The sequence below is a fragment of the Streptomyces sp. NPDC005794 genome (genome assembly GCF_042871445.1).
Classification (GTDB): Bacteria; Actinomycetota; Actinomycetes; order Streptomycetales; family Streptomycetaceae; genus Streptomyces.
Window position 1 is genome coordinate 45,964 of sequence record NZ_JBIAIN010000012.1, and the last position, 23,570, is coordinate 69,533.

Sequence of the window (23,570 nt, forward strand, 5' to 3'; positions counted from 1 at the left end):
CTGACCGACCACCGTAGGTGTCACCACACGAATGCCGATTCCTGGTGCCCCACGTACCGAGGACGATGATGTCTCAACTTCGCGCACCCACCGCGCGACCGGAACGCCGCGAGGGCGGACGGCACGGCCGTCCGGGTGGCCGTTCGCACTCGGCCGCCAGCCGGCCGCGCGCCGCGCAGCCCGCTCCCGACAGCCGTCTGCGACCACAGCTGCTGCGCACCGCCGTCCTGCCTGCCGTGGCCGCGGTGCTCAGCGGAGCCGCGGCCGTCATCTTCACCATCCGGGCCTCCGGGGTGCGCCCGTCCGGCAGCCTCCTGGCGGCACTCGGCGGATCCGGGGCACTCGCCGTGGCAGCCGTGGCGGCGGCCTTCCTCGGCGCCGGCCGTGTCGCCACCGGGGTACTCGACCGCGCTCTGGCTCTCCGGCGCACCGCCGCCCAGCACCACGCCGAGCTCCAACGCGTCCTGGAACAGCTCCGCGACGGCGAACCCCTGCCTGCCCGCCGGACCACGCCCGCCGCCGCCCACGACGCGGACGCCTTCGATCTCCTCGCCCAGGAAATGGGCCGCTCGCAGGACGGCGCGGTGGCCGCCGTCGTCCAGGCCTCACAACTGCACCGCAGCAACGGGAACGAACAGAAGGTCGAGGTCTTCGTCAACCTCGCCCGGAGGCTGCAGTCCCTCGTGCACCGTGAGATCCAGATCCTCGACGAGCTGGAGCACGAGGTCGAGGACCCCGACCTGCTCAAGGGCCTCTTCCACGTCGATCATCTCGCCACCCGCATCCGCAGGCACGCGGAGAACCTCGCCGTCCTCGGCGGCGCCGTCTCACGGCGGCAGTGGAGCAACCCCGTGACCATGACGGAAGTGCTGCGCTCTGCGATCGCCGAGGTCGAGCAGTACCCACGGGTCAAGCTGGTCCCGCCGATCGACGGCACCCTGCGCGGACACGCGGTCGCCGACGTGATCCACCTCCTCGCCGAACTCGTCGAGAACGCCACGGTGTTCTCCGCCCCGCACACCCAGGTCCTGCTGCGCGCCCAGCGCGTCACCGCCGGGCTCGCCCTGGAGGTGGAGGACCGAGGGCTCGGCATGCCCGAACCCGAGCAGAAGCGGATGAACACCCTGCTCGCCGACCCCGACCAGGTCAACGTCGCCCATCTGCTCCAGGACGGACGGATCGGGCTGTTCGTGGTCGCCTCCCTGGCCCGCAGACACGGCATCGCCGTACGGCTGCAGAGCAACATCTACGGGGGCACGCAGGCGGTACTCGTGCTGCCCGAAGTCCTTCTCGGCATCGACATCGACGCCACGACGGCAACCCACACCGCGCCCGTCCCGCCGCCCGGATCCGTGCACCGGCCGCCTGCCCAGGAGACACCGCCCGTAGCCACGCCGCAGGCCACGGTCCAGCCCCCGCTGCGGCTGGACCGGACACCCCGCCAGGAGAGGCGTCAAGGGGAGGGGCCGCCGCTGCCGCTGCGTGCCGAGCGGGTCGTCGACCGCCCGAATCCCGCCGCGTCCCCGCCGGGCGTCCGGCCCGTCCGGACCGCCTCGCCGACCGAGCCCGCCCCGTCGGCCGGTTCCGTGCCGTCAGCCGGGCGCGTCGAATCCCTCCTGACCGCTGTGGACGCCGGTGCTCCTGCCCAAGAAGCGCCTCCGGCCGCCGCAACCGGTCCCGCCCGCCCTCAGCTCCCCAGGCGCAGCAACCAGGAGCATCTGGTTCCGCAGCTCAGGGAGGCCCCGGTGCCCCGTGCCGGGGATGAGAACGCCCTGCTCGACCCCGGTCTGATGGCGGCCTTCCGGCGTGGGGTCGACCTCGCCGAGGCCCAGACCGCCGACGAGCCGGCGACGACGGACGCGTACGGCGCACCGGATCCCGCGCCGACTGCCACCGGCCCCGCCCCGGCCATCGGGGCGCAACGGCCCCACGGCCTCGCCCCGCTGCCCTTCCGAGGCGCCACCACCGCGACGGCCGGCGCGGAGCGATTCGACCCGGGGCGCCAGGGACCGCACACACCCGATCCGGATCCACGACCCGAGAACATGTTCAAGGAGTAGATGCACCATGACGAGCGACATGGCGTCCGGCCAGGTCTCGGACCTCGACTGGCTACTGAGCGGCCTGGTCCAACGCGTGCCCCACACGCGCAGCGCTGTCCTCCTCTCGGCGGACGGCCTGGTGAAATCCGTGCACGGCATGGACACCGACAGCGCCGACCACATGGCCGCCCTGGCCGCCGGCCTGTACTCACTCGGCCGTAGCGCCGGTGCACGGTTCGGTGACAACGGCGACGTGCGGCAGGTCGTGGTCGAGCTCGACTCGACGCTCCTGTTCGTCTCGACCGCCGGCTCCGGTACCTGTCTCGCCGTCCTCGCGGGCCGCGATGCGGATGCCGCCGTACTGGGGTACGAGATGGCCATGCTGGTCAAGAGCGTCCGCCCCTACCTGATGACGCCGCTCCGGCAGCCGGCCGGAGCGCCGTTCACTCCGGGGCTGTGAAGATGCCGGCCCCGCAGGACGGGCCGTTGCTCGACGATGCGGCAGGCCGGCTCATCCGCCCGTACACCGTGAGCAACGGCCGGACGAGGCCGACCACCGTGCTCGACCTGCTCTCCCTCGTGATGGCCACGGGCCGCGAGCCCCAGGTACACCTCGGCCCCGAACACACCGTTGCCCTGGAACTCTGCGGCGGACCCACGTCCGTCGCGGAGATCGCCGCCCATCTCCGGCTGCCCGCCGTCATCACCAAGGTTCTTCTGTCCGACCTGGTCGACTGCGGGGCGGTCACCGCGCACGCCCCCGCGTTCCATGACATGCCAACCGACCGATCCCTGCTGGAGGCAGTGCTCGATGGTCTACGACGACAGCTCTGACAGCTCCGGAAGCTCCGAATTCTTCCCCGTGGCCCTCAAAGTCCTGGTCGCGGGCGGTTTCGGCGTCGGTAAAACGACGCTCGTGGGTGCAGTCAGCGAGATCGCGCCGCTGAGTACCGAGGAGCTCCTGACACAGGTCAGCGCGGCGACCGACAGCCTCGAAGGCATCGAGTCCAAGTCGGCGACCACCGTGGCCATGGACTTCGGCCGTATCACTCTGTCCGAGCAGCACGTGCTCTACCTCTTCGGCACCCCGGGACAGGAACGCTTCTGGTTCATGTGGGACGAGCTGTCCAAGGGCGCACTCGGAGCGATCGTGCTGGCAGACACGCGCCGGCTGGCCGAGTGCTTTCCCGCAGTCGACTTCTTCGAACGCCGTGGCATCGGATTCGTCGTCGCGGTCAACGAGTTCGACGGCGCCTACCGTTACGCACCGGAAGAGGTGCGGGCGGCGCTCGATCTCGGGCCCGAAGTGCCGGTCGTCCTCTGTGACGCCAGGATCGCCAGCTCGGGCACCGGGGCGCTGGTCACCCTCGTCCAGCACCTCATCAACGCCACGGCGCCCGTGCCGCTCTCGGGTTTCGGGGCCCATTCGTGATCCCGTACGGGACGGGCCGGCCGTTGCTCACCCCCGTCGACCAGGACGGGGCCCGGCGGAGTGCGCGGCTGCGGATACTCGGCCTTGGGGAGCGTGCCGACGCCTCGTTCGACAGCTTCGACGCCTTCGCCGACCGGGTGGCCGAAGTGACCGCGACGCCGTTCTCGATAGTCAACTTCATCGATGAGAACCGGCAGTTCTTCGCGGGGCTGCACACCCCGGCCGGCATCCGGGACGGAGCCGACCTGGCTGCGGCTGCCACGGTCGGCAGCCGTTACCTGGCCAGGGACCACGGTTACTGCCCGCACGTGCTCGTACGGCGCAAGGCCCTGGTGCTGGAGGACGTCTGCGACTACCCACGGTTCGCGGGCAACCCCGTGGTCGACGGCATAGGTATCCGCTCCTACCTCGGCGCCCCGCTCATCGACCGTACGGGCGTCGCGCTCGGTACGGTCTGCGCCGTGGACACCGTGCCGCGTGCCTGGGGGCGGGCCGGACTCGACACCATCAAACTGCTGGCCCGGGAAATCGTCGTACAGATCGAGCGTCGGGAGGCATCGAGTCCCTGATCCCCGGCCGCGGTCACTCCCCGGCCGTGTGGAAGCGGAGCCAGTCCACTGCGAACAGGTCCGGCTTCTCGCTGCTCCACGCGGAGTTGGTGAACACGAGGTACAGCCTCACGCCGCCGCCCGCGCTCTTCAAGGTGGTGGTCGGCGACACGGTCCCGTCCCCGTCCCCGTCCCCGGCGCCCGCGCCCGGGACGGGCAGCGAGCCGAGAAGGGGGCCGTCAGGGGAGCCGGCCCGGAATTCGACCGTTCCGCCGGTCCCGCACGGTGTCGCACCGACCGTCACCGACCGGATGTCGCCCAGGTCCACCGGATCGAAGGCGACCCAGTCCCCGTCCTCGATCTCCGTCAGCGCCCTGCCGCCCGACGCGTCGGCACGGCTGCCCGCCACGGCTCCGTCGTGGGTGCCCCCGGTCGCCGTGAACCGCTCCGCCTCCTGGAAGGCCGGGCGCAGGGTGAAGGAGGTGGAGCCCGTGAGCTCCGGGACGTCCGTGGCCCCCCTGTCCGTGTACTGCACCGTGATCCGGTGCGGGCCGGCCGGGGAAGCGTCCCCGGACTCCGTGACGATTGAGCCCGTGCACCCCGAGGACCCGGGGAGAGGGCGTAGCGCGCCGGGGTGGCCGACCTGAGAGCGTACGGTGATCCGTGCGCAGTCGACCGCGGGGTTTCCCCTGTCCTCCTCGTCCTCCTCGTCCGTCACGTCCACCGTGAACGCAACGGTGTCGCCGGGGCGGAACAAGCCACCGTCCGGAGGCCGGTGGACGGTGATCCGGGGCCTGGTGTTGCCGACGGTGATCTCCTGGCCGGCCATGGCTGTCGTACCTTCGGGGCCTGTCACGGTGAGGCGCGCCGTGAACCGCCCTTCGGTGCGATAGGTGTACGACGGGTTCGCTTCCGTCGAGTCGGTGCCGCCGTCACCGTCGAAATCCCAGGCGTACGTGACCGGCACGTGTCCGGGAAGCCCGGAGCCCGCACCCGTGAAGGCCACGGTCAGCGGGGCGGAGCCGTTGTCGCGGTCGGTGGTGACGGCCGCACCGGGCAGCCGTCCGTCGCCGACGTGGTCGACCCGGAAGACCCCGGCGCCGTCGTCGCCTTCCTCTCCTTCCTCTCCTCCCTCTCCTCCGTCGTGGCCCGTGCCGCTGCCGAGCCCTGCGTCGATGACGTACAGGGCACCGTCCGGACCGAAGACGGCGGCCGTCGGACGGTTCCAGTCCATGTTTTCGAACACCCCGTTGACGGACAGGAGTTCACCGGCCTCGACCGGTCCGAGCCGGGGGTCGGCGAACGTCTGGTCCTCCCGCTGGAACGAGAGCGTGGTGAAGCGCCGCCCGGCCGGGTCGTACGTCAGCCACTTCCCGGCGAAGTACTCCGGGAACTTGGTGCGGTAGAGGCTCCCCGCGTCGTAGGTGTAGACGGGGCCTCTCATCGCGACGCCGCTGCCCGGGCCGGTGGAGTCCGGCGGCGCGCCGTTGACGCGCGGGGCACAGTCCGCCGCTCCGTGGGCGACAGCACCGGTGCAGTACGGCCTTCCCACCTGCCCCGCCTCGGTGATCCGGAAGTGGCCCACCGTGCCGTCGGCGCCGGTACCGGCTGCCAGCAGTGTGCCGCTCACCGGGTCCACGGTGACGCGGTAGGGGTTCCGCATGCCCATCGCGTAGATCTCCGGGCGGGTGCCGGCCGTGCCCGGTTCGAAGAGATTGCCCTCCGGCACGGTGTAGGTGCCGTCGTCCTGCGGGACGATCCGCAGAATCGCGCCCCGCAGATCGTTCGGAGCTCCAGAGGCCAAGGGGAGCGTGATGTCACCTGATGCCGCGTACAGACGGCCGTCCCTGTCGAATGCGAGCGACCCGTAAGGCGGGGAGCCCCCGCTGCCCGTGGACCCGCCCGCGGGACGCCGGCCCGGAAGGGTGAGCAGGCGTTTCTCCGACGCGGGATCGACCGTGTCTCCGTCGGCGGTGTAACGGGAGAGGACCAGCCGCCTTCCCGTGGTGTCCGAACGCAGCAGGTAGAGCCAGCTGTTCGCCGCGAAGTCCGGATCCAGGGCGAGACCGGTCAGACCGTCCGAACGGGCGGCTGTCTCCGGGGTGTACGTGAGGTCGAGGGCCGTGGACACCTGCATCGTCCGTTGGTCGACGACCTTGAGCTCACCGGTGCGCTGAGCCACGAACACCCGGCGGTCGGGGGAGACCGCCACGTCGACCGGGTCGGTGAGACCGCCGGTGGCGAGCGGGGTCCGCTGGAAGGCGTCGGCCTGCGTCGCGGTGCAGTCGCCCGGCTTCGCCCCAGCGGCCCATTCGATGCCGCCCAGCAGATGGGCGAGGAAGCCCTCCTCCTGGAACGCCGACGGCGCGTGGCCGCCCGCGGTGAACCACGAACGGCCACCGTCGTAGTTCTGGCACCACGACCAGGGGTGGTCCGCGCCCTCATCGAGCCCCGCGATGCCGTCGCGGACCCTGATCTGCGCGAGGGTGTGCACCGAGGAGGCCGGATTGGTGCGCCAGTTGTACCACTCCTCCGTACGCTCCCAGAGGTCGGGAAGCGTCACCGTCGAGGGATGCGCGTGGTCGAGGACCTTGATCCGGCCGGTCTGCACCGGCGTGCCCCGGTCGAGGGTGGCGCCGACCAGCCCTTCGTACCACTCCCAGTCGCGCGTACCGGCGGAGGCGTCGTGCAGGCCGACCCAGCCGCCACCCGCCCGGATGTACTTCTGCAGAGCGGCGCGCCCGCCCGCGTCGAGGTCGTTGCCGTCCCCCGGCGCGGGCGCGGTGGTGAAGACGACCGCGTGGAACCGCGTCAACCGGACGTCGTCGAAGACGCCCGGGTCGTCCGTCGCCTCGACCCCGAATCCGTTCTGGACGCCGAGTCTCCGCACCGCGTCGACACCGGCGCGGACCGCACCCTGGGACGCGTGCGTCGCTCCCGAGTACACCAGGACACGGAAGGCGGGCTCTGCCGGAGCCCTCGGGAACGCGGCGGTCGCCAACGAGCCGATGATCAGTGCCAGAAGCGCGAAGAGGGCGGTGAGAGCGAAGGATGCCGGAGGAGAGGCGTGGAAATCGGACCTGCTGCGTAACGGGCGGCTGCTCATGAGGGCGCTCCCGGTGCGGGGTGGGGCCGGGCGGGGGGTAGAAAGCGCTTTCTGATGTGCGTGGTTCAGCGTAGGTACACGGCATGTCCGGGTCAATGGGCCGACATACCTCGCCGTGCACCTCGCGGGGGCCGGGAGCCGGGGCTACGGTCGGATCGCAGGCCGCAGGCCGAGGAACGCAGCCCGAGCACCGGAGGCGTGGATGACCATCACCGCCGACGACGTCCGCGCACTCGCGCTGTCGCTGCCCGATACGGCCGAGAAGCTCGCCTGGGGGCGGCCCACCTTCAGTGTCGCCGGAAAGATCTTCGCCGCGCTGGGGGACGACGACGAGACCAGGGGCGTGAAGTGCCCCGTCGAGGCCCGTGCCGAGCTGATCGCCTCGGAGCCGAGGAAGTTCTTCGTGCGCGCGGGGCACGACGACACCTACGCCTGGCTGAGGGTGCGGCTCGCAGCCCTCGACGACGTGGCCGAGCTGACCGCCGTCCTCGCCGACGCGTGGCGGCAGGCCGCCCCGCGCCGGCTTCTCGCCGCGCACCCGGAACTGAGCCCGCCGCCGACGGACCGCTGAGGGGCCTCAGCGGTGCAGGAAACCGGTGATCCGCTGCCGCAGCGAGTGCGCGTCGAGTCCATGCGCCACGAGGTGGTCCGCCATCTGCCCGTACCTGCGGAGTTCACCCCGGCCCACCCCCAGCCCCAGTACCCGGTGGGGCAGGTCGGCCAGGGCGTCGTTGGCCACCGCCGTCGAAGTCCCCGCCAGGTAGGGCTCGACGATCACGACGTCCGCCACACTGCTCGCGCCGGTAGCGCTGCGGAGCCCCGCCGTGTCGAAGGGGCGCACGGTCGTCGCGTACAGGACGGTCGCGTCCAGGCCCTCTGTCGCCGTGAGTACGTTGTCGAGCATCGGCCCGACGGCGATCACCACACCGCCGGATCCCCGGCGCACGGTGCTGAAGCCGGGGCCCGTGACGGCGCGGCCCGCGCTGTTCGACTGGAGGGAGAGGCGTACGTAGACACGGTCGTTCCCGGTGACGGCCCGCCGCAGCAGGGTCTCGGCCTCGTCGGGGTGCCCCGGCACGTGCACGGTCCAGCCGTCGAGCGTGTCGAGGAGTGCGACATCGCCCGGCGCCATATGGGTGAAGCCCCCGGCCGGCCAGTCGTACGAACCCCCGGCGCTGACGAGTACGCCGCCCACCCCCTGATGTCCCAGGTCCAGCTTCACCTGCTCGAAGGGGCGCTCCACCAGGAAGCTCGCGAAGGTGTGCATGACCGGCCGCAGCCCGGTCAGGGCCATCCCGGCGCCCGCGCCGATGAGCAGTTGTTCCCTGATCCCGACGTTGACCACCCGGTCCGGATGGGCCCGCTCGGCCCGGTCGAAGCCGTCGCGGCTGATCTCCGCGAGTACCACGGCGATGCGGGGGTCCTCGTCCAGCAGGAGGGTCGTGGTGGAGATGAAGCGGTCACGCATGGTGTCCATGGTGGTGTCCTCTGTCCTGTTCGGGTGCGGATGGTCAGCGGCCGGGTGCCACGCGGGCGATCACGGCGTGCGGCCGACCGGGGTGCGGCGCGGTGAAGGCGGCGTAAAGCGCCTCGTGATCCCGGCCGTCCACGGTCCAGGCGGACCAGCCGGCGGCCTCGAACCTGGCCGCGATGCCGCCGGGCCGGGCGTACGTCGCCGAGGCGTTGTCGATCACCACGGTGTGCAGCTGCTCGAGCCCGGCCGGGCCGGCGTAGGCGATCGCCTCGTGGTTGCTGCCCTCGTCCAGCTCGGCGTCGCCGGTCAGTGCCCACACGCGGGGGTCCGTCAGCCCCTGGGCCCGCAGTCCCAGCACGCTGCCCACGGCGAGTGGCAGCCCGTGCCCGAGGGATCCGCTGCCGATCTCGGCGCCCGGCACGAGCAGCCGGTCGGGGTGGTGCCCGAGCGGCGAGTCGTACGAGCCGAAACCGGTGAGCAGCTCCTCGCCGAAGAAGCCGTGGGCGGCCAGCACGGCGTAGTACGCCATGGGGCCGTGCCCCTTCGAGAGCAGGAACCGGTCGCGTCCGGGGGAGTCGGCTGTGCCGGGCGAGACCCGCAGAACCCGGTCGTACAGCACCCAGAGGGCGTCCAGGGTGGAGGTCGCTGCAGGTCCGTGCTTCTCGTCACCGGTCATGAGGCTCATCAGCCGGTCCAGCTCGTCGTAGCCGTGGACCGGCGGGGGCGTCGTGCTCGTCAGGTGGTTCGTCATGTGTCCAGCGTTCGACATCAAGCAAGGTTGAGGTCAAGTCACCGGAAACGGGTTCGTGAGCACCGGTGCAAGTGCGGTATCGTTCTCTTGCGCGTTCGGCCAGGGGAAACCCCAGGTCAGACGGACAGCGGGACGTGGCGCAGCTTGGTAGCGCACTTGACTGGGGGTCAAGGGGTCGCAGGTTCAAATCCTGTCGTCCCGACTGGAGACAGTCGCAGGTCAGGGCCGGTTTCGGAGCAATCCGAAACCGGCCCTTGATCGTTTCAGGGGGCCGGTCGGGGATCGGCTGGGGGACCGGTGCCTTGGCCGGTCAGCGGCTGGCCGGGCTGGGGCCCGTGCTCAGTGTTGGCCGCGCCGCCGATCTGCCCGCACACTTCGTGACGGTGCCCGCTCCTCGCAGGACGAACGGCGGCGGGGTGCTTCGGCGTGGCGCCCCGCCGTCGTCCCCGCCTCCCCGTGTGACGACGGAGCCGGGAGTCCGCTCAGCCGGGCAGGATCCATTTCTGATTGACGGCGGCGAGGCAGGTCCACAGGTGGAGTCGGGTGCTGCACGTCGACGCCACCGGTCGCGAACAGGACGCCGAGCTCGAACGCCTCTGAAGCTCGAGACGGGGCCGCGTCGGTCGGACCGGCGAGGAGCAGCGGCACGTGCTCACCGACCCGAGGGCAAGGAGTTCTGCCTACTACGGTGCCGTACCCCGGCTGCGTACCGTGCTGTGGGACCCCGACGAGTTGGTGGGCGTGCCGAGGCGGTTCCTTTCGCTCCCCCTCCCGGTTCACGAGGTACCCACGACCGCGTCAGGCCTGGACGCGGCTGCGGGGCAGGTGGATGGCGGTCGCCACCAGGCCGTGTTCAGCGGCCCAGCGCCCCTCGAATCCGCTGAGGCGACGGCCCTCCACGACGGGGCCCGGGACCAGCAGCCGCGCATGGAAGGTCCGTCCGGACGGAGTGAAGTCGATCTCCGCCTCCGAGAAGTCGAGTTCGCGTCCCGTGAGCGGGTACCAGACCTTGAAGACACTCTCCTTCGCGCTGAAGAGGAGCCGGTCCCAGCTGACCCCGGGTTGGCGGGCGCTCAGCGAGGCGAGACCGTTCCGCTCGTGCGGCAGTGAGATCACGTCGAGGACCCCTTCCGGCAGGGGCGCGTTCGGTTCGGCGTCGATACCCAGCCCGACCGTGTCCTCCGCCCCTGCCACCGCGGCGGCCCGGTAGCCTTCGCAGTGCGTCATGCTGCCGACGATTCCTTCCGGCCACCGGGGAGCGCCCCGGCGATCCGGGAGAAGCGCCACAGGCGGCCGGCCCAGGCTGCGCAGCGCGCGCCTGGCCAGGAAGCGTACGGTCGTGAACTCCCGTTGCCGTTTGAGGACCGCCCGCGCGATCAGCTCCCTCTCCTCGGGGAACAGTTCCTCGCCGGGCTCGGAGCCGTCGTCGTAGGACACCGCCGTCATGACTGCCGGGGGCAGCGTGCCGCGGATCACCGGACGGCCTGGGGAGTGCGCGCGGGAAGGATACGGCGCAGGGGTTCCCGTGGCGGGCGGTCGCGCCATTCGCGGGGGTAGCCGACCGAGACCTCCTCGAAGCGCACCCCGTCGTGGCGCGTGACCCGGGGTATGTGCAGATGCCCGTAGACCACGGCGGCGGCGCGGAACCGTACGTGCCAGTCGGCGGTCAGGTCCGTGCCGCACCACTGGGCGAACTCCGGGTGATGCAGGACCCGGGTGGGGTCACGGACCAGCGGATAGTGGTTGACCAGGACCGTGGGCAGGGACGGGTCGATCGCCGCCAGTCGGCGTTCGGTCTCCTCGGCGCGTGAGCGGCACCAGGCGGCCCTGCTCGGGAAGGGATCCGGATGCAGGAAGTACTCGTCGGAGCAGACGATGCCCGCCTCGTGGGCCAGGCGCAGCGACTCCTCCACCGTGGTGGCACCGGGCGCCCGGAACGAGTAGTCGTAGAGCACGAACAGCGGCGCCACCACCACCGGCCCGCCGGCGCCCCGCCAGACCGGATAGGGGTCTTCCGGGGTGTCGATTCCCAACTCCCGGCAGAGTTCCACCAGTCGGAGGTAGCGATGCTCGCCCCGCAGATCGCAGGGGTCCTGTGGGTGGGTCCACAGTTCGTGGTTGCCCGGAGCCCAGATCACCCGGGAGAAGCGGTCGCTGAGCAACCGCAGGGCCCACTCGACGTCCGCGTACTTCTCCGCCACATCACCCGCGACGATCAGCCAGTCGTCCTCCGAGGCGGGGCGCAGCTTCTCGACCAGGGCACGGTTCTCGTCGTACACGACATGCAGATCACTGACGGCGAGGAGATTTCCGTCGGGCACGGTGCGGTCCTTATCGGTCGTGGTCGGGCGTGTTCGGTCGTTGGGCCTGGAGTGCGTCATCGGTCGTCGGCTGTCTTCGCGACCGGCGAGGGCGGAGCAACGCCGGTGCGGGCATCGTAGAGGTGCGCGTAGGTGCCGCGCGCGTGAATCAGTTCTTCGTGGGTGCTCTGCTCGGCGATCCGCCCCGACTCCATGACGGCGACGACGTCCGCGTCGCGGACGGGGGACAGACGGCGCGCGATCACGAAGCTCGTCCTGCCCTTGCGCAGCGTGTTCATCGCCCGCTGGATGACGACCTCCGCCCGGGTGTCCACGGAACTCGTCGCCTCGTCGAGCACCAGCACGGCGGGCTCGGCGTGGAACGCCCTGGCGACGGCGATGAGTGGGGTCTCACCTGCGCTCACCCGCGCTCGGCCCGCCGGACTCGTCGAAGGGCCGGGCCCCGGATACGGTGCCCGGCCCGGCCGCCGTACCGGAGTGCCCTGCACGGTACGGCGGTGAGGGGTGACGAGGTCGGTTCAGGTGTCCTGGCCCGAGCCGGCCGAAGAGGCCTTCTTGATGCCCTCGGTGATGTCGTCCAGCACGGAGAGTTTCGGGGCCTTGTCGTTGACGTCGAAACCGGACCGGACGACGACCAGCATCTCCGCGGAGTTGGGGGAGGGGAAGGCGAGCGACTCGACGTAGCCGTCGTCGCCGTTCTTCGTCACCACCTTCCAGCGCACCCGGTAGCCCTTCTGGCCGGCCACGGTGACCGCCTCGGACTTGAGCTCCTCGTGCGAGGTGATCCCGCCGTAGATCTTCTCGCCGTACGACTGCTCGGCGTTGGTCTCGATGTCGGCCTCGGCCGCGGCCTTCGCCGTGGTCGCCTCGACCTTCAGCGCCTGCGCCGGTGCGGAGAACACCCCGCCGCGTACGCACTTCTCGCTCGCGTCGCCGGGACAGGCGTACTCGCCGGTCGTCAGTCCGGCGCCGATGGGCCCGGACTGCCCGGTCCACCCGTCGGGCACGGGGATGCTGATCCCACTGGCCAGGTCGGTCGCGTACCCGTCCTCGACCTCGGGCATCTGCTGGTCGGGGGTCTGCCCCTGTCCGCCGTCCTGCCCGCCGCCGTCCTGTCCACCGTCCGGTGCGCCCGGGAGGCGGGGGCTGCCCGAGGGGCCGGAGGGGGCCTCGGCCGAGCTGCCGGCGCGGTCGTCGGAACTGTCGCCCCACACGTACGCGCCGCCACCGACGGCCGCGAGCAGGACGACACCGGCGGCGATGCCCGCACCGATGCGTATACGACGGCGTCTGACCGTCGCGGGAGGTATCCGGAGCTGGTCGGTCCAGCGGCTCCCGTCCCACCAGCGTTCCTGGGCGGGGCCGATTCCTGAGTGCCCGGGGTCTGGATGCCAGCCGGGCGGGGTCGTCTGGGTCACGAGAGCACCGTAGGCGCACTGGGTGAGAAACGTATGAAACGCACAGGGTGGCCGTAATCACGTCCCAGGCCGATGTGCCCGCCGCGCCCGGAGCCGGCAAGTCCGCCCGCGGCGGGACGTGTTCGTCCCGTACGGCGACGGCGAGTTAGGGGCTGGGTGTCCTACGGCTCGATCAGCCCGGCTCTGATCGCGTAACGCGTGAGCTCCAGTCGGTCCCGGAGCCCCAGCTTCTGCAGCAGATTGGCCCGGTGCCGCTCGACCGTCTTGACGCTGATCACGAGCATGCCCGCGATCTCCTTCGACGAATGGCCCTCGGCGACCAGCTTGAGGATCTCCTCCTCGCGCTCGGTGATCGCCCGGTCCGGTACGTCGCCGCCCTCCCTGACCCGGTCCAGATAGTTCCGGATGAGGGCGGTGACCGCGCCCGGGTAGAGGAACGGTTCGTCACGCATCGCCGCCCGGCACGCCTCGACCAGGTCCCGGTCGGCGACGGACTTCAGCACGAAACCCGAGGCACCGGCCTTCAGCGCCTCGAAGAAGTACTGCTCGTTGTCGTACATGGTGAGCATCAGGATGCGCAGCTCCGGCATGACCCGCGACAGTTCACGGGCCGCCTGGAGGCCCGTCAGGCGTGGCATCGCGATGTCGAGGACGGCCAGGTCGGGGCGTTCCGCGCGCGCCATCTCGATGGCCTCGGCACCGTCGCCCGCCTCGGCGACGACCTGGAGGTCCGGTTCGCCGTCGAGGATCAGCCGTACGCCGCGGCGGACCAGGGCGTGGTCGTCGGCGAGGAGGATACGGGTCTTTCCGGACCCGGCGGGGGAGTGGGGCATGGTCAGGCGCTTCCGTTCCTTACGGGCACATCGAGGCGTACGTCCGTGCCGCCCGTCGTACCGGTCCCGAGAGTGAGTGTGGCGCCGATGAGCAGGGCACGTTCGCGCATGCCGCGCTGGCCCGCGCCCTCGGGGGCGTCCCCGAGGCCGCGGCCGTCGTCACGGATACGCAGCTCCACTCCGTCGGGGCTGCGGAGCAAGGAGAGTTCGAGCAGGGTGGCCCGGGCGTGCCGGACGGTGTTCGTGACCGCTTCCTGGGCGATGCGGTAGACGACGAGCTCCGCCTCCTCGCCGAGCGCGGGCAGATCCTTCTCCATCCGCCGTCTGACCGTCAGCCCTCCCGGCGTCGGGGTCTCGGTGGTCAGCGCCGTCAGGGCACTGACCAGTCCCAGCTCCTCCAGCACCCCGGGGCGCAGCCGTCGCGCGATCCGACGGATCTCGTCCAGACTTCCGCGGGTGATCTCCTGGACCTGGGCCAGTTCCTCGCGCAGGGGGTCCGGGGCGTGACGCGTGACCCGCTTCAGCTCCAGCAGAACCGCCGTCAGGGTCTGGCCCACCTCGTCGTGCAACTCCTGCGCGACCCGGCGGCGCTCGGCCTCCTGCGCCCAGAGAGCCCGGGCGCTGCTGGTCGCGCGCTCCGCCTCCAGGCGGTCGAGCATGCTGTTGAACGTCTCGATCAGGGCCGCGACCTCCCCCTCGCCGGCAACCTCGAGGCGCGGCCGTGGGCTCAGCAGGTCGGTGGTCGTCATCGCCCGGGTCACCCGTTGCAGCGGCGCGAGCCCCAGCCGCAGGAGCAGCGCGTTCGCGCCGAGCATCAGGGCCATGCCACCGGCCAGGATCAGGGCCTCGGTCAGCACCACCGGGGCGGACACGGTGATCGGGCCGAGCAGCAGCAGGGCCCCGGCGGCGACCAGAACCGCGGCGTTGAGCAGGAAGATACGCCAGAACAGGGACAAGACCGCACGGCCTCCTTCGGACGGGTACACGGGCGGGTGACTGCCTCCACTATCGCCGGTCAGCGGCGGCGCGAGGCCGCGCCCGGCCCGCTGCCGTCCCGTCTGCATGGCGGCACCCCTCGGAAATGGGTGTCAGACCCGATGGCCCCGGGCACCCGCACGCCTGGACGATGGAGTCCGGCCCAACGGGTTCTTATCCGGGAGGGAGTCACCATGGCCCACTACGACGAGCGGCTGCGCGGCATCGAGGACCGGCTCGGCAACGACGGCCCCGAACGCACCGCTACCCCGGGACGGGACGCTCCGCGCGGGGGCCGCCCCGTCAGCACCTGGCTCTGGCTCGCCGTGGGGATCGTCGGTCTGGTGTCCGGCATCGTCATCGGCCACGGTCTCCTCATCGCCGCCGGGCTGGTGGTGGCAGGGATGGCGGCCCAGCTCCTCGACCCGCAGCGCCGCACGTCACGGAACAGCGCCCCGCGTCTCCGCTGAGCCGCCTCCGGGTTTCGGTCCACCAGGTCCTGCTTTGGTCCGACCACATGTCCTGTGTGACATAGTCGAGGCATGCGTATCGCCCGGAACAGGGAGTAGCGGATGCCCGTCGAGTGGCAACCCGTACGGCAGTCCCGCACCCATGAGCTCGTGCTCCAGAGCATCGAGGAGCAGGTCTTCGCCGGAGAGCTCAAGGCGGGCGACCGCCTGCCGCCCGAGCGGGAGCTCGCGCCGGTGCTCGGCGTCAGCCGGTCCGCGCTGCGCGAGGCGCTCAGGGTGCTGGAGACCATCGGCGTCCTGGTCGCCCAGCCCGGCCGGGGCCCGGACTCCGGGGCGCGCATCGTACGCAACCCGGACGACGCACTCGGCCGTCTGCTGCGCCTGCACTTCGCGCTCGGCAGCTACAGCCTGCACGACGTGCTGGAGGCGCGCGTCGTCCTGGAGCGCTCGAGCTGGGAGGCCGCCGCCCGGCACGCCCGGGCCGAGGACCTCGACGCGGCGGAGGAGCTCGTCGGGCGGATGGGGGATCCGGGGGTGGACGTGGCCGAGTTCAATGATCTCGACACCCGCTTCCATGTGCTGATCGCCGGGAGTTCGGGCAACGCGCTCACGTCCACACTCACCTCGGCGGTGCGTGAATCGGTCCGTCCGCTGATCCTGCGGGCCCTGGAGGACGCCGACGACTGGCCGGCGACGGCGGGCGCCCTCAACGCCCAGCACGCGCGGCTGCTGCGGCTGGTGCGCGAGGGACGGGGCGGCGAGGCCGCGGACCTGGTCGAGGAACACATCCGGGGCCTCCACGGAACGCTGGTCGACGAGAACGACGCCCGGTAGAGGCGGGTCGGCTCAAGGAGAACGGGAGCGGGGACGGTGCGCACGCACCGTCCCCGCTCCCGTTCCGTCCTCCCCCGACCGGGCGTGTCCCCAGGCTTCCCCATGCGGACCGAGGCTAGTATGGTCGGACCATAAATCGTTCGAGGAGGTCCCATGCGTATCGGACTCTTCGCCACCTGTCTGGGGGACACCCTGTTCCCGGAGGCGGTGAAATCCACCGCGGTGCTGCTCGCCCGCCTTGGCCACGAGGTGGTCTTCCCGCCGGACCAGACCTGCTGCGGCCAGATGCACGTCAACACCGGCTACCAGCGCGAACCCGTCCCGCTGGTGCGCAATTTCGCCGAGCAGTTCGGGGACGCCTCGATAGACGCCGTCGTCATGCCGTCCGGATCCTGCGCGGGTTCGGTCCGCCATCAGCACGAGATCGTCGCCGAGCGGTACGGGGACGCCGCGCTGCGCGCCGGGGTCGCCACGGTCAAGGCCAAGACGTACGAGCTCTCCGAGCTCCTCGTCGACGTCCTCGGTGTCACCCGGGTCGGCGCCTATTTCCCGCACCGGGTCACCTACCACCCCACCTGCCACTCCCTGCGCATGCTCCGGGTCGGTGACAAGCCGCTGAAGCTCCTGCGCGCCGTCGAGGAGATCGACCTGGTCGAGCTTCCCGAGGCCGACTCCTGCTGCGGCTTCGGCGGTACCTTCGCCGTCAAGAACGCTGAGACCTCCACCGCGATGCTCCAGGACAAGATGCGCAACATCGCCGACACGAAGGCCGATGTGTGCTCCGCCGGGGACTCCTCCTGCCTGATGCACATCGGCGGCGGACTCTCCCGCATCAAGTCCGGTACGCGCACCCTGCATCTCGCGCAGATCCTCGGATCCACCCGCACCGCGCCGTACGCCCTGATGGAGGCCGCCCGATGAGCACGTTCCTCGGCATGCCCGCCGCACCGCCCCGCTCTCCGTACGGAACGGGAAACCTGCGCGGCGACCGGACGTTCCCCGAGGCTGCCCACGACGAACTGCGCAACGACCAACTGCGCCGCAACCTCGGCAAGGCCACCCGCACCATCCGCACGAAGCGCCTCGGCGTCACCGGCGAACTCCCCGACTGGGAGCGCCTGCGCGACGCCGGATCGGCCATCAAGACCGACACCATGAACCGGCTTCCCGAACTCCTGGAACAGCTGGAGCAGAAGGTCACCGAGCGGGGCGGCACCGTCCACTGGGCGCGCGACGGCGTCGAGGCCAACGAGATCGTCACCCGGCTGATCAGGGCGACCGGCAGCAGTGACGTCATCAAGGTCAAGTCGATGGCCACCCAGGAGATCGGCCTCAACGAGCACCTCGAAGCGGCCGGCATCACACCGTACGAGACCGACCTGGCGGAGCTCATCGTCCAGCTCGCCGACGACAAGCCCTCGCACATCCTGGTCCCCGCGATCCACCGCAACCGCGACGAGATCCGGCAGATCTTCCTCGACCAGATCCCCGGCGTCGACCCGGATCTCGACAACGTGCCCGCGCACCTCGCCGCCGCGGCCCGCGCCTATCTGCGCGAGAGGTTCATGACGACCAAGGTGGCCGTCTCCGGCGCCAACTTCGGCATCGCCGAGACCGGCACCCTCACGGTGGTCGAGTCGGAGGGCAACGGCCGGATGTGCCTGACCCTGCCCGACACCCTCATCACCGTGATGGGCATCGAGAAGGTCCTGCCGCGCTATCAGGACCTGGAGGTCTTCCTCCAACTGCTGCCCCGCTCCTCGACCGGCGAGCGGATGAACCCGTACACCTCGATGTGGACCGGCGTGACGCCGGGCGACGGGCCGCAGGACTTCCATCTGGTCCTCCTCGACAACGGCCGCACCGCGGCGCTCGCCGACGCGATCGGCCGTGAGGCGCTCAACTGCATCCGCTGCTCGGCCTGCCTCAACGTCTGTCCCGTGTACGAACGCGCCGGCGGCCATGCCTACGGATCGACGTACCCCGGTCCGATCGGCGCGGTCCTCACCCCGCAGCTCGCCGGGATGCACGCGGCGAAGAGCGACCCCAACAGCTCGCTGCCGTACGCCTCCAGTCTCTGCGGTGCCTGCTTCGACGCCTGCCCCGTCAAGATCGACATCCCCTCCATGCTCGTCGAACTGCGCCACCAGCACACCGAACAGTCCGGCACCACGGCGGAGAAGCTCGCCATGAAGGCCGCCGCCGGTGTGATGAAGAAGCCGAAGCTCTTCACCGCGGCGCAGAAGGCGGCCTCGCTCGGCAGGGTCGTCGGCGGACGCGACGGCACGATCTCGCGGCTGCCCGCCCCGCTCAGCGGCTGGAGTGACAGCCGCGACACCGCCGCCCCGCCCAAGCAGTCCTTCCGCTCCTGGCTGGCATCGGCCGAGGGTGCGGAGACGATGCGGGCAGCGGCCGACGAGGGCGCCCGGCGCACGGCCGAGGCCCCCGAGGAGGACCAGTGACCACCACCCCCACCGCACGGGACACGGTGCTCGGCCGGATCAGGGACGCCCTGGCCCTCGCACCCGCCCCCGACACCGCGATCCCCCGCGCCTACCGCACCGGCCGCGCCCTGCCTGACGGCGAACGCCTCGCGCTCCTGACCGACCGGCTCGTCGACTACAAGGCGCAGGTCCATCCCTGCACCGCCGACCGCACGGCCGAGGTGATCGCCGAGATCCTGCACGAGCGCGGCGCCCGGCGGATCGGAGTCCCGGACGGGCTCGACGAGGAGTGGCTCAGCGTCTACGACGGTGAGGTCCAGCGGGACTCCGCGGACATCCCCGCACCGAGCCTCGACGCACTGGACGGCGTGGTGACGGCCTCAGCCGTCAGCTGCGCCGAGACCGGCACGATCTTCCTGGACGGATCGCCCGACCAAGGCCGGCGCGCCCTGTCCCTCGTCCCCGACCTCCATGTGTGCGTCGTCGACCTGTCCTCGGTCGTGGCCGGCGTCCCTGAGGCCGTGGCCCGGCTGGTTCCGGAGAGGCCGACGACCCTGATCAGCGGTCCGTCGGCCACGTCCGACATCGAACTGGAGCGAGTGGAAGGCGTCCACGGGCCCCGCACCCTCGCGGTGGTGATCCGCACCGACGCCTGAGGGTTCCTTCTGAACCACAGGGTGCCCCTGGTGCCCGCGACCCGTGCGGGCATCAGGGGCACCCTGCCCTGTGTCAGGCGCTGATGTCGTAGAGGGCGAACTCCTCCCAGGACCCTGTGATTTCTGTGGAGCGGGCGCGCAGCGCGTACTGGAGCGATCCGGTGTAGCTGTTCTCCATGGTGACGAAGAGCCCGTTCAGCGTGGACTGGAGCGCGTAGCGGTCGAGCTCCGTGTTGTAGTACAGGACGAACCGTTCCCAGCCGCCCGCGCTCGTGGAACGGGCACGCAGAATGTTCTGCGTACTGCCGGTGTAGTTCTTCTCGACCGCCACGTAGCGGTTGTTCGCCAGGGACTTCATGGCGTACGTCTGGGAAGCCTCGTCCCACTCGACGCCGAAGCCCTCCCAGGCGCCGCCGATTTCGGCGGAACGGGCCCGCAGCACACCGGTGTTCGGGGCCGCGTAGTTCACCTCGGTGGCGACGAACTGCCCGTTGCGGGCCGACTGCAGGGCCAGGAGTTCGGGCTCCACGGCCGTGGCGGAGACACCGTCACCGGCGGCGAGCGGGGCCTTCCGGGTGTCCGCCTCCTCGGTGATGCGCGCCAGCTCGGCGCCGTCCACCGCCTCCCAGCCGCTGGGTGCAGCGGCAGGTCTGTCGGCCACGGATGCGGCTCCGGCCGCGGGTGAGGCCAGAGCGGAGGCCGCGAGAACGGCACTCAGGGACAGGAAAACGGACGTCATGCGTCGCACAGGACTTCCTCGCTTGTCGTCGAAAGAATTCCGGGCCTGCGGGAAAAGGGGTTCGCAAGGGATTAGCGGTCGCCTTGTCCGTTCATTCATCGAATGAACGAAGCGGGCGGACGGGTGTGTGCCGTCAGCCGTTTCCCTTGCGTGGCAGAGCCGTACCCAGATTCCCCGCACCCCCCGAAGGCTGAGTTCAGCGTCCTCCCCGGGCGCTTCGGCAGCCGCCGCGCCAATCGGCGAAGCGGCCTCAGCGTAACGGTGCGCCGTGCTTTCCGGAAATGATTTGAGGGGATTCTGCGAAGTATTGATCGCCGACTCACTGCATTTCTGATTCCGCAGTTCTCCGTTAAGGCGAGTGACATCTTCTGTTTTCTTCACGGTCGCGCCGCGTCCCGGCCATCTGTTTCACCGACGTCGAGAAGCACTTGCCCCACCTCGCTCCCGCGAGGAACGCCGCACCGTGGCGACCGCCCTGGCCGGACTCGCATCGCGGCTGGGCAGCCTCACTCCCGGGCCGCCGCCGGGGCCGGGTCCGCCGACACCTGATCCGCATGTGCCGGCGGCCGTCCGTGCCCGGCGCTACGGCCTCAGAGACCGTGCGTGACCTCCAGCGGGGCGAAGCCGATGCGGGTCGTCGTACCGTCGTCGGCCCAACGCACCGCGACGGTCTCGCCGTTCACGTCCACCGCGCTCACCGCCGAGGCGAGAGGGCCGGCGTCCGGCTCGGCGGTGAGCGAGGCCAGGGCCACCAGCACCTCGGTGCCCTCCACGTCCGCGGCCAGCCGGGGCAGCACCGCCCAGCGGGTGAACGCCGTGCCCTGCGGGGCCCGTACGTCCTCAGGTTCCGCCCAGCCGCGCAGCCCGTGCAACGCGGAACGCACCGCGCCTCCGGGGTCCGTCGCCCAGCCCGTCTGCTCGGCCAGCGCTCCGGCGGGGGCGCCCAGGATCCGGTGCACCCGTAGTTCGTACCGTCCCCGGACGACGGTCACGCTCTCCACCCGCAGGCCCGGCCAGGTCGGCGGGCCGTCCGGGAAGACCGGGCAGTGCCAGGACGCCGCCCAGCCCCAGCCCTTTCCATGACCCGCGCCGAGGGGGTGGATACGGACCCGGCTGCTGCGGGAGCCCCCGACCCGCAGTGAGAGATGATTGTCCGCGGTGTTCGCGGAGGCCGTGGGGCCGGTGGCCGTCGAATACGCGAGGCGCGCGTAAAGCGGGTCCGACAGGCCCGCCGTCTCGCCCTCGTGCGGCCGGACATGGTCGCTTCCGTGATTGTGCAGCCGCACGATGCCGTCCGCACGCGTCGACTGCACCAGCAGTCCGGGCGACGGCAGCGACAGCACCTGGTCCGGGCCCTCGCTCGGGGAAGCCTCCTCGTCCGCCGTCCACAGCGGGTGCTCCGCCGGGGCGAGCAGTGCGACGAAGGCCTTCGACGCCCAGTACGGCGAGGACGGACCGGAGTACACCTGGAGCGTCGCGTCGTGCGGACCGTGCCAGCCCAGGCTCAGCAGACCGTCGTCCCCGGTCGCACCGCGCTCCAGGAAGTACCGCAGCGACCCGCTGATCAGCCGTCGCGAGACGCCCGGCGCCAGGGGCGTGTGGCCGGACACGGCGCCCATCCCGACCGCGGCGCCCGCCGCGAAGCGGTAGGTGAGGGAGCGGCCGAAGTGCAGCGGAGCGCCGTCCGCACCGAACATCAGCGAGAAGCCCTCCAGATGCTCGCTCAGCCGGGCGCCGTACTGTGCGGACAGCTCCGCGTCGCCCGACAGGTATGCGTCCAGCACGGGATACAGGTGCAGCGCCCAGCCGTTGTAGTGGTCGAAGGCGCGCCCGTCCCCGTCGGCGTACCAGCCCTCACCGCGGTACCAGACCTCCAGCAGGTCCAGCGCCCGCTGCCTGGCCCGCGCCGTCTCCGCGTCGCCCCGGCCGACCGACTCCAGGAAACCCGCGACGGAGAAGGGGAAGAGGTACCAGTTGTTGGGTGCGGGGGAGTGCCGCAGGGCACCGCGCAGCCACTCCTCGGCGCGGTCCTGCGTCGCAGCGTCCAGCCGGTCCCACAGCCAGGGCCGTGTCAGCCGCAGCCCGATCGCCACCGACGCCGACTCCACCATCGGCTGGCCGAACACGGTGTGGTCCAGGATCAGCGGCCATGACTCTGCGTCGTCCCGCCCGGCCGTGCGGGTGCCGGCGGTGAGCCCGTCGGCGTACCGCTCCAGCCAGTTGTGCGGGTCCTTCCCCTCCGCGCCGGCGACCCGGAACGCGGCGGTGAGGAACGTACGGGCATAGCCCTCCAGTCCGTCGGACCGGACGCCGGAGCGGGAGGGCCGGCCTGGCAGGTCGAGGAGGGCCCGGCCGGGGGTGGCCCACTTCCAGGCGGCGTCCAGCAGACCGTCCGCCGCCGCTTCCCAGTGAGCCCGGGTATAGCCGGTGTGCGGGCTCTGCCCGCGGTCTTCAGGGGGGAGGTGCAAGGGAGTGGAGGTCATGCGAGGAATGCCAGCCTTTCGCGTCGTACGGGATGGGCGAAGCCGTCGCCCGCGGCCCAGCGGGCGACCTCGCCGACCGCCAGATCGGCCAGCCGCCGCCATTCGTTGCCCTGGGATCCCGCGAGATGGGGGGTGATGGTCGCGTTGGCGCAGTCCCACAGCGGATGGTCCGCCGGCAGCGGATCGGGATCGGTGACGTCGAGCACCGCCCGGATCCGGCCCGCCCGCAGTACGTCCGTGAGGGCGTCCTGGTCGACGACCGCGCCCCGGGCGGTGTTGATGAGGAGGGCGTCACGCCGCATCGAGGTGAGGAGTCCTCCGCTGACCAGCCCGGTGGTCGCGGGCAGCAGCGGTGTGTGGACGCTGACCACGTCGCTCTGTGCGAAGAGTCCCGCCAGGGTGACGGGGTGGACGCCGAGGCCGGCGGCCTCCTCGTCCGTGACGTACGGGTCGTGGAGCAGCACCCGCAGGTCGTAGGGGCGCAGCAGTTCGATGACCCGTCGGCCGATCAGGGAGGCGGACAGAATGCCCACCGTGCGGCGGTAGTTGCCGACATGATCCGGCGTGGCGAGCCAGGCGTCGCGCGCACGGGAGGCCCGGAAGTCCCGCGCTCGTTCCAGGACCCGTTTGCCGGACAGAAGGATCATCGCGACGGTGTACTCCGCCACCGGCAGGGCGTTGGCCGCCGCGGCGGACGACACCTCGATGCCCCTGTCCCAGCAGGCCTCGGTGACATGGCCGCGTACGCTGCCCGCCGTGTGCACGACGGCCCGCAGCGCGGGCGCCGCGGCCAGGACACCCGCGTGGAGCGGCGGGCAGCCCCAGCCGGTGACCAGGACCTCGGTGTCCGCCAGTACGGTCCGGGCCGCCTCGGTCGAGAAGTCGTCGATCGCGGGCCCGGGTGCGAGGGCGCACACCTCGGCCAGTGCTGCCAGGGAGCCGGGGGAGAGCACCGCGGCTGCGGCGTCCGCTCCCATGGCGAGCGCGGCGCGCGGCCGGCGGAGTGCGGGGGGAGTGCTGGGCATGGTTCTCCTGGTCGGTGGT

22 protein-coding genes, 1 tRNA gene and 1 pseudogene are annotated in these 23,570 nt (G+C 71.3%); 12 read left to right on the forward strand and 12 right to left on the reverse strand.

Annotated features, from left to right (window positions below; translation table 11 throughout):
- Positions 1 to 68: 68 nt before the first annotated feature.
- The 5 genes from ACFYQ5_RS20220 to ACFYQ5_RS20240 are packed head-to-tail and all read left to right on the forward strand — an operon-like array spanning position 69 to position 4,043.
- Positions 69 to 2,060, forward strand: a complete 1,992-nt coding sequence (locus ACFYQ5_RS20220) for an ATP-binding protein (protein ID WP_389199175.1) — start codon at positions 69 to 71, stop codon at positions 2,058 to 2,060.
- A gap of 7 nt (positions 2,061 to 2,067) precedes the next feature.
- The gene (locus ACFYQ5_RS20225) at positions 2,068 to 2,502 is read left to right on the forward strand and encodes a roadblock/LC7 domain-containing protein (protein WP_389199177.1); all 435 of its coding nucleotides are present in this window, start codon (positions 2,068 to 2,070) and stop codon (positions 2,500 to 2,502) included.
- Between the two features lie 2 nt (positions 2,503 to 2,504).
- A complete protein-coding gene (locus ACFYQ5_RS20230; RefSeq protein WP_389199437.1) occupies positions 2,505 to 2,876 on the forward strand; it encodes a DUF742 domain-containing protein in 372 nt (123 codons plus the stop codon).
- Entirely contained in the window at positions 2,854 to 3,474 is a 621-nt protein-coding gene (locus ACFYQ5_RS20235) for an ATP/GTP-binding protein (RefSeq protein ID WP_389199179.1), read from the forward strand. Before ACFYQ5_RS20230 ends, ACFYQ5_RS20235 begins: the two co-directional genes overlap by 23 nt.
- Positions 3,471 to 4,043 (forward strand): GAF domain-containing protein, encoded by a 573-nt coding sequence (locus ACFYQ5_RS20240; RefSeq protein ID WP_389199180.1) that lies wholly within the window; start codon positions 3,471 to 3,473, stop codon positions 4,041 to 4,043. Before ACFYQ5_RS20235 ends, ACFYQ5_RS20240 begins: the two co-directional genes overlap by 4 nt.
- Positions 4,044 to 4,056: 13 nt before the next feature.
- On the opposite strand, the gene ACFYQ5_RS20245 is transcribed toward ACFYQ5_RS20240, so the two are convergent.
- Complete coding sequence (locus tag ACFYQ5_RS20245) at positions 4,057 to 7,128, reverse strand: ThuA domain-containing protein (protein ID WP_389199182.1); 3,072 nt, start codon at positions 7,126 to 7,128, stop codon at positions 4,057 to 4,059.
- 202 nt (positions 7,129 to 7,330) lie between these two features.
- On the opposite strand from ACFYQ5_RS20245, the gene ACFYQ5_RS20250 reads away from it, so the two are divergent.
- Entirely contained in the window at positions 7,331 to 7,699 is a 369-nt protein-coding gene (locus ACFYQ5_RS20250; protein ID WP_389199184.1) for an MmcQ/YjbR family DNA-binding protein, read from the forward strand.
- Between the two features lie 6 nt (positions 7,700 to 7,705).
- Here the strand turns inward: ACFYQ5_RS20250 and ACFYQ5_RS20255 are convergent, their stop codons facing one another.
- On the reverse strand, positions 7,706 to 8,605 hold the full coding sequence (locus tag ACFYQ5_RS20255) for a transketolase family protein (protein WP_389199186.1): 900 nt from the start codon (positions 8,603 to 8,605) through the stop codon (positions 7,706 to 7,708).
- A gap of 34 nt (positions 8,606 to 8,639) precedes the next feature.
- Positions 8,640 to 9,353, reverse strand: a complete 714-nt coding sequence (locus ACFYQ5_RS20260; RefSeq protein ID WP_389199187.1) for a transketolase — start codon at positions 9,351 to 9,353, stop codon at positions 8,640 to 8,642.
- 128 nt (positions 9,354 to 9,481) lie between these two features.
- Between ACFYQ5_RS20260 and ACFYQ5_RS20265 the strand changes: the two genes are divergently transcribed.
- A tRNA-Pro gene (locus ACFYQ5_RS20265) sits at positions 9,482 to 9,555 on the forward strand.
- Positions 9,556 to 10,151: 596 nt separating this feature from the next.
- Here the strand turns inward: ACFYQ5_RS20265 and ACFYQ5_RS20270 are convergent.
- The 6 genes and pseudogenes from ACFYQ5_RS20270 to ACFYQ5_RS20295 form a co-directional block, all read right to left on the reverse strand.
- Positions 10,152 to 10,829, reverse strand: coding sequence for a 4'-phosphopantetheinyl transferase (locus ACFYQ5_RS20270; protein WP_389199188.1), 678 nt, complete (start codon positions 10,827 to 10,829; stop codon positions 10,152 to 10,154).
- Positions 10,826 to 11,674 carry a metallophosphoesterase family protein gene (locus tag ACFYQ5_RS20275; RefSeq protein WP_389199189.1) on the reverse strand — a complete coding sequence of 283 codons (849 nt, stop codon included), beginning with the start codon at positions 11,672 to 11,674 and terminating at the stop codon, positions 10,826 to 10,828. The genes ACFYQ5_RS20270 and ACFYQ5_RS20275 overlap by 4 nt, the downstream gene beginning before the upstream one ends.
- 56 nt (positions 11,675 to 11,730) lie before the next feature.
- Positions 11,731 to 12,078: pseudogene (locus ACFYQ5_RS20280) on the reverse strand (ABC transporter ATP-binding protein); the annotation flags it as partial.
- A gap of 114 nt (positions 12,079 to 12,192) precedes the next feature.
- On the reverse strand, positions 12,193 to 13,092 hold the full coding sequence (locus tag ACFYQ5_RS20285) for a DUF2510 domain-containing protein (protein ID WP_389199190.1): 900 nt from the start codon (positions 13,090 to 13,092) through the stop codon (positions 12,193 to 12,195).
- A gap of 161 nt (positions 13,093 to 13,253) precedes the next feature.
- A complete protein-coding gene (locus ACFYQ5_RS20290; protein ID WP_389199192.1) occupies positions 13,254 to 13,925 on the reverse strand; it encodes a response regulator in 672 nt (223 codons plus the stop codon).
- 2 nt (positions 13,926 to 13,927) lie between these two features.
- Entirely contained in the window at positions 13,928 to 14,881 is a 954-nt protein-coding gene (locus ACFYQ5_RS20295) for a sensor histidine kinase (RefSeq protein ID WP_389199193.1), read from the reverse strand.
- A gap of 213 nt (positions 14,882 to 15,094) precedes the next feature.
- On the opposite strand from ACFYQ5_RS20295, the gene ACFYQ5_RS20300 reads away from it, so the two are divergent.
- The 5 genes from ACFYQ5_RS20300 (at position 15,095) to ACFYQ5_RS20320 (ending at position 19,304) form a co-directional block, all read left to right on the forward strand.
- The gene (locus ACFYQ5_RS20300) at positions 15,095 to 15,370 is read left to right on the forward strand and encodes a DUF3040 domain-containing protein (RefSeq protein ID WP_389199194.1); all 276 of its coding nucleotides are present in this window, start codon (positions 15,095 to 15,097) and stop codon (positions 15,368 to 15,370) included.
- A 102-nt stretch (positions 15,371 to 15,472) separates the two neighbouring features.
- Complete coding sequence (locus ACFYQ5_RS20305) at positions 15,473 to 16,204, forward strand: FadR/GntR family transcriptional regulator (protein ID WP_389199195.1); 732 nt, start codon at positions 15,473 to 15,475, stop codon at positions 16,202 to 16,204.
- Positions 16,205 to 16,357: 153 nt separating this feature from the next.
- On the forward strand, positions 16,358 to 17,125 hold the full coding sequence (locus ACFYQ5_RS20310; protein WP_389199197.1) for a (Fe-S)-binding protein: 768 nt from the start codon (positions 16,358 to 16,360) through the stop codon (positions 17,123 to 17,125).
- Entirely contained in the window at positions 17,122 to 18,666 is a 1,545-nt protein-coding gene (locus ACFYQ5_RS20315) for a lactate utilization protein B (protein ID WP_389199199.1), read from the forward strand. The genes ACFYQ5_RS20310 and ACFYQ5_RS20315 overlap by 4 nt, the downstream gene beginning before the upstream one ends.
- Positions 18,663 to 19,304: a lactate utilization protein C gene (locus ACFYQ5_RS20320; protein WP_389199201.1), complete on the forward strand. Its 642-nt coding sequence runs from the start codon at positions 18,663 to 18,665 to the stop codon at positions 19,302 to 19,304. The genes ACFYQ5_RS20315 and ACFYQ5_RS20320 overlap by 4 nt, the downstream gene beginning before the upstream one ends.
- Before the next feature lie 73 nt (positions 19,305 to 19,377).
- Here ACFYQ5_RS20320 and ACFYQ5_RS20325 read toward each other — a convergent pair whose 3' ends face one another.
- The 3 genes from ACFYQ5_RS20325 to ACFYQ5_RS20335 form a co-directional block, all read right to left on the reverse strand.
- Positions 19,378 to 20,043: a hypothetical protein gene (locus ACFYQ5_RS20325; protein ID WP_389199203.1), complete on the reverse strand. Its 666-nt coding sequence runs from the start codon at positions 20,041 to 20,043 to the stop codon at positions 19,378 to 19,380.
- A gap of 590 nt (positions 20,044 to 20,633) precedes the next feature.
- On the reverse strand, positions 20,634 to 22,526 hold the full coding sequence (locus ACFYQ5_RS20330; protein WP_389199205.1) for a DUF2264 domain-containing protein: 1,893 nt from the start codon (positions 22,524 to 22,526) through the stop codon (positions 20,634 to 20,636).
- Positions 22,523 to 23,551 (reverse strand): hydroxyacid dehydrogenase, encoded by a 1,029-nt coding sequence (locus ACFYQ5_RS20335; RefSeq protein WP_389199206.1) that lies wholly within the window; start codon positions 23,549 to 23,551, stop codon positions 22,523 to 22,525. Before ACFYQ5_RS20335 ends, ACFYQ5_RS20330 begins: the two co-directional genes overlap by 4 nt.
- Between the last annotated feature and the right edge of the window lie 19 nt (positions 23,552 to 23,570).

What these genes read in the sequence shown, in the direction of transcription:
- ACFYQ5_RS20260 (WP_389199187.1), bottom strand. Translation starts at nt 9,353, where the DNA reads ATGACGAACCACCTGACGAGCACGACGCCCCCGCCGGTCCACGGCTAC.
- ACFYQ5_RS20230 (WP_389199437.1), top strand. Translation starts at nt 2,505, where the DNA reads ATGCCGGCCCCGCAGGACGGGCCGTTGCTCGACGATGCGGCAGGCCGG.
- ACFYQ5_RS20325 (WP_389199203.1), bottom strand. Translation starts at nt 20,043, where the DNA reads ATGACGTCCGTTTTCCTGTCCCTGAGTGCCGTTCTCGCGGCCTCCGCT.
- ACFYQ5_RS20225 (WP_389199177.1), top strand. Translation starts at nt 2,068, where the DNA reads ATGACGAGCGACATGGCGTCCGGCCAGGTCTCGGACCTCGACTGGCTA.
- ACFYQ5_RS20250 (WP_389199184.1), top strand. Translation starts at nt 7,331, where the DNA reads ATGACCATCACCGCCGACGACGTCCGCGCACTCGCGCTGTCGCTGCCC.
- ACFYQ5_RS20235 (WP_389199179.1), top strand. Translation starts at nt 2,854, where the DNA reads ATGGTCTACGACGACAGCTCTGACAGCTCCGGAAGCTCCGAATTCTTC.
- ACFYQ5_RS20300 (WP_389199194.1), top strand. Translation starts at nt 15,095, where the DNA reads ATGGCCCACTACGACGAGCGGCTGCGCGGCATCGAGGACCGGCTCGGC.
- ACFYQ5_RS20315 (WP_389199199.1), top strand. Translation starts at nt 17,122, where the DNA reads ATGAGCACGTTCCTCGGCATGCCCGCCGCACCGCCCCGCTCTCCGTAC.
- ACFYQ5_RS20330 (WP_389199205.1), bottom strand. Translation starts at nt 22,526, where the DNA reads ATGACCTCCACTCCCTTGCACCTCCCCCCTGAAGACCGCGGGCAGAGC.
- ACFYQ5_RS20220 (WP_389199175.1), top strand. Translation starts at nt 69, where the DNA reads ATGTCTCAACTTCGCGCACCCACCGCGCGACCGGAACGCCGCGAGGGC.
- ACFYQ5_RS20305 (WP_389199195.1), top strand. Translation starts at nt 15,473, where the DNA reads ATGCCCGTCGAGTGGCAACCCGTACGGCAGTCCCGCACCCATGAGCTC.
- ACFYQ5_RS20255 (WP_389199186.1), bottom strand. Translation starts at nt 8,605, where the DNA reads ATGGACACCATGCGTGACCGCTTCATCTCCACCACGACCCTCCTGCTG.
- ACFYQ5_RS20245 (WP_389199182.1), bottom strand. Translation starts at nt 7,128, where the DNA reads ATGAGCAGCCGCCCGTTACGCAGCAGGTCCGATTTCCACGCCTCTCCT.
- ACFYQ5_RS20290 (WP_389199192.1), bottom strand. Translation starts at nt 13,925, where the DNA reads ATGCCCCACTCCCCCGCCGGGTCCGGAAAGACCCGTATCCTCCTCGCC.
- ACFYQ5_RS20335 (WP_389199206.1), bottom strand. Translation starts at nt 23,551, where the DNA reads ATGCCCAGCACTCCCCCCGCACTCCGCCGGCCGCGCGCCGCGCTCGCC.
- ACFYQ5_RS20310 (WP_389199197.1), top strand. Translation starts at nt 16,358, where the DNA reads ATGCGTATCGGACTCTTCGCCACCTGTCTGGGGGACACCCTGTTCCCG.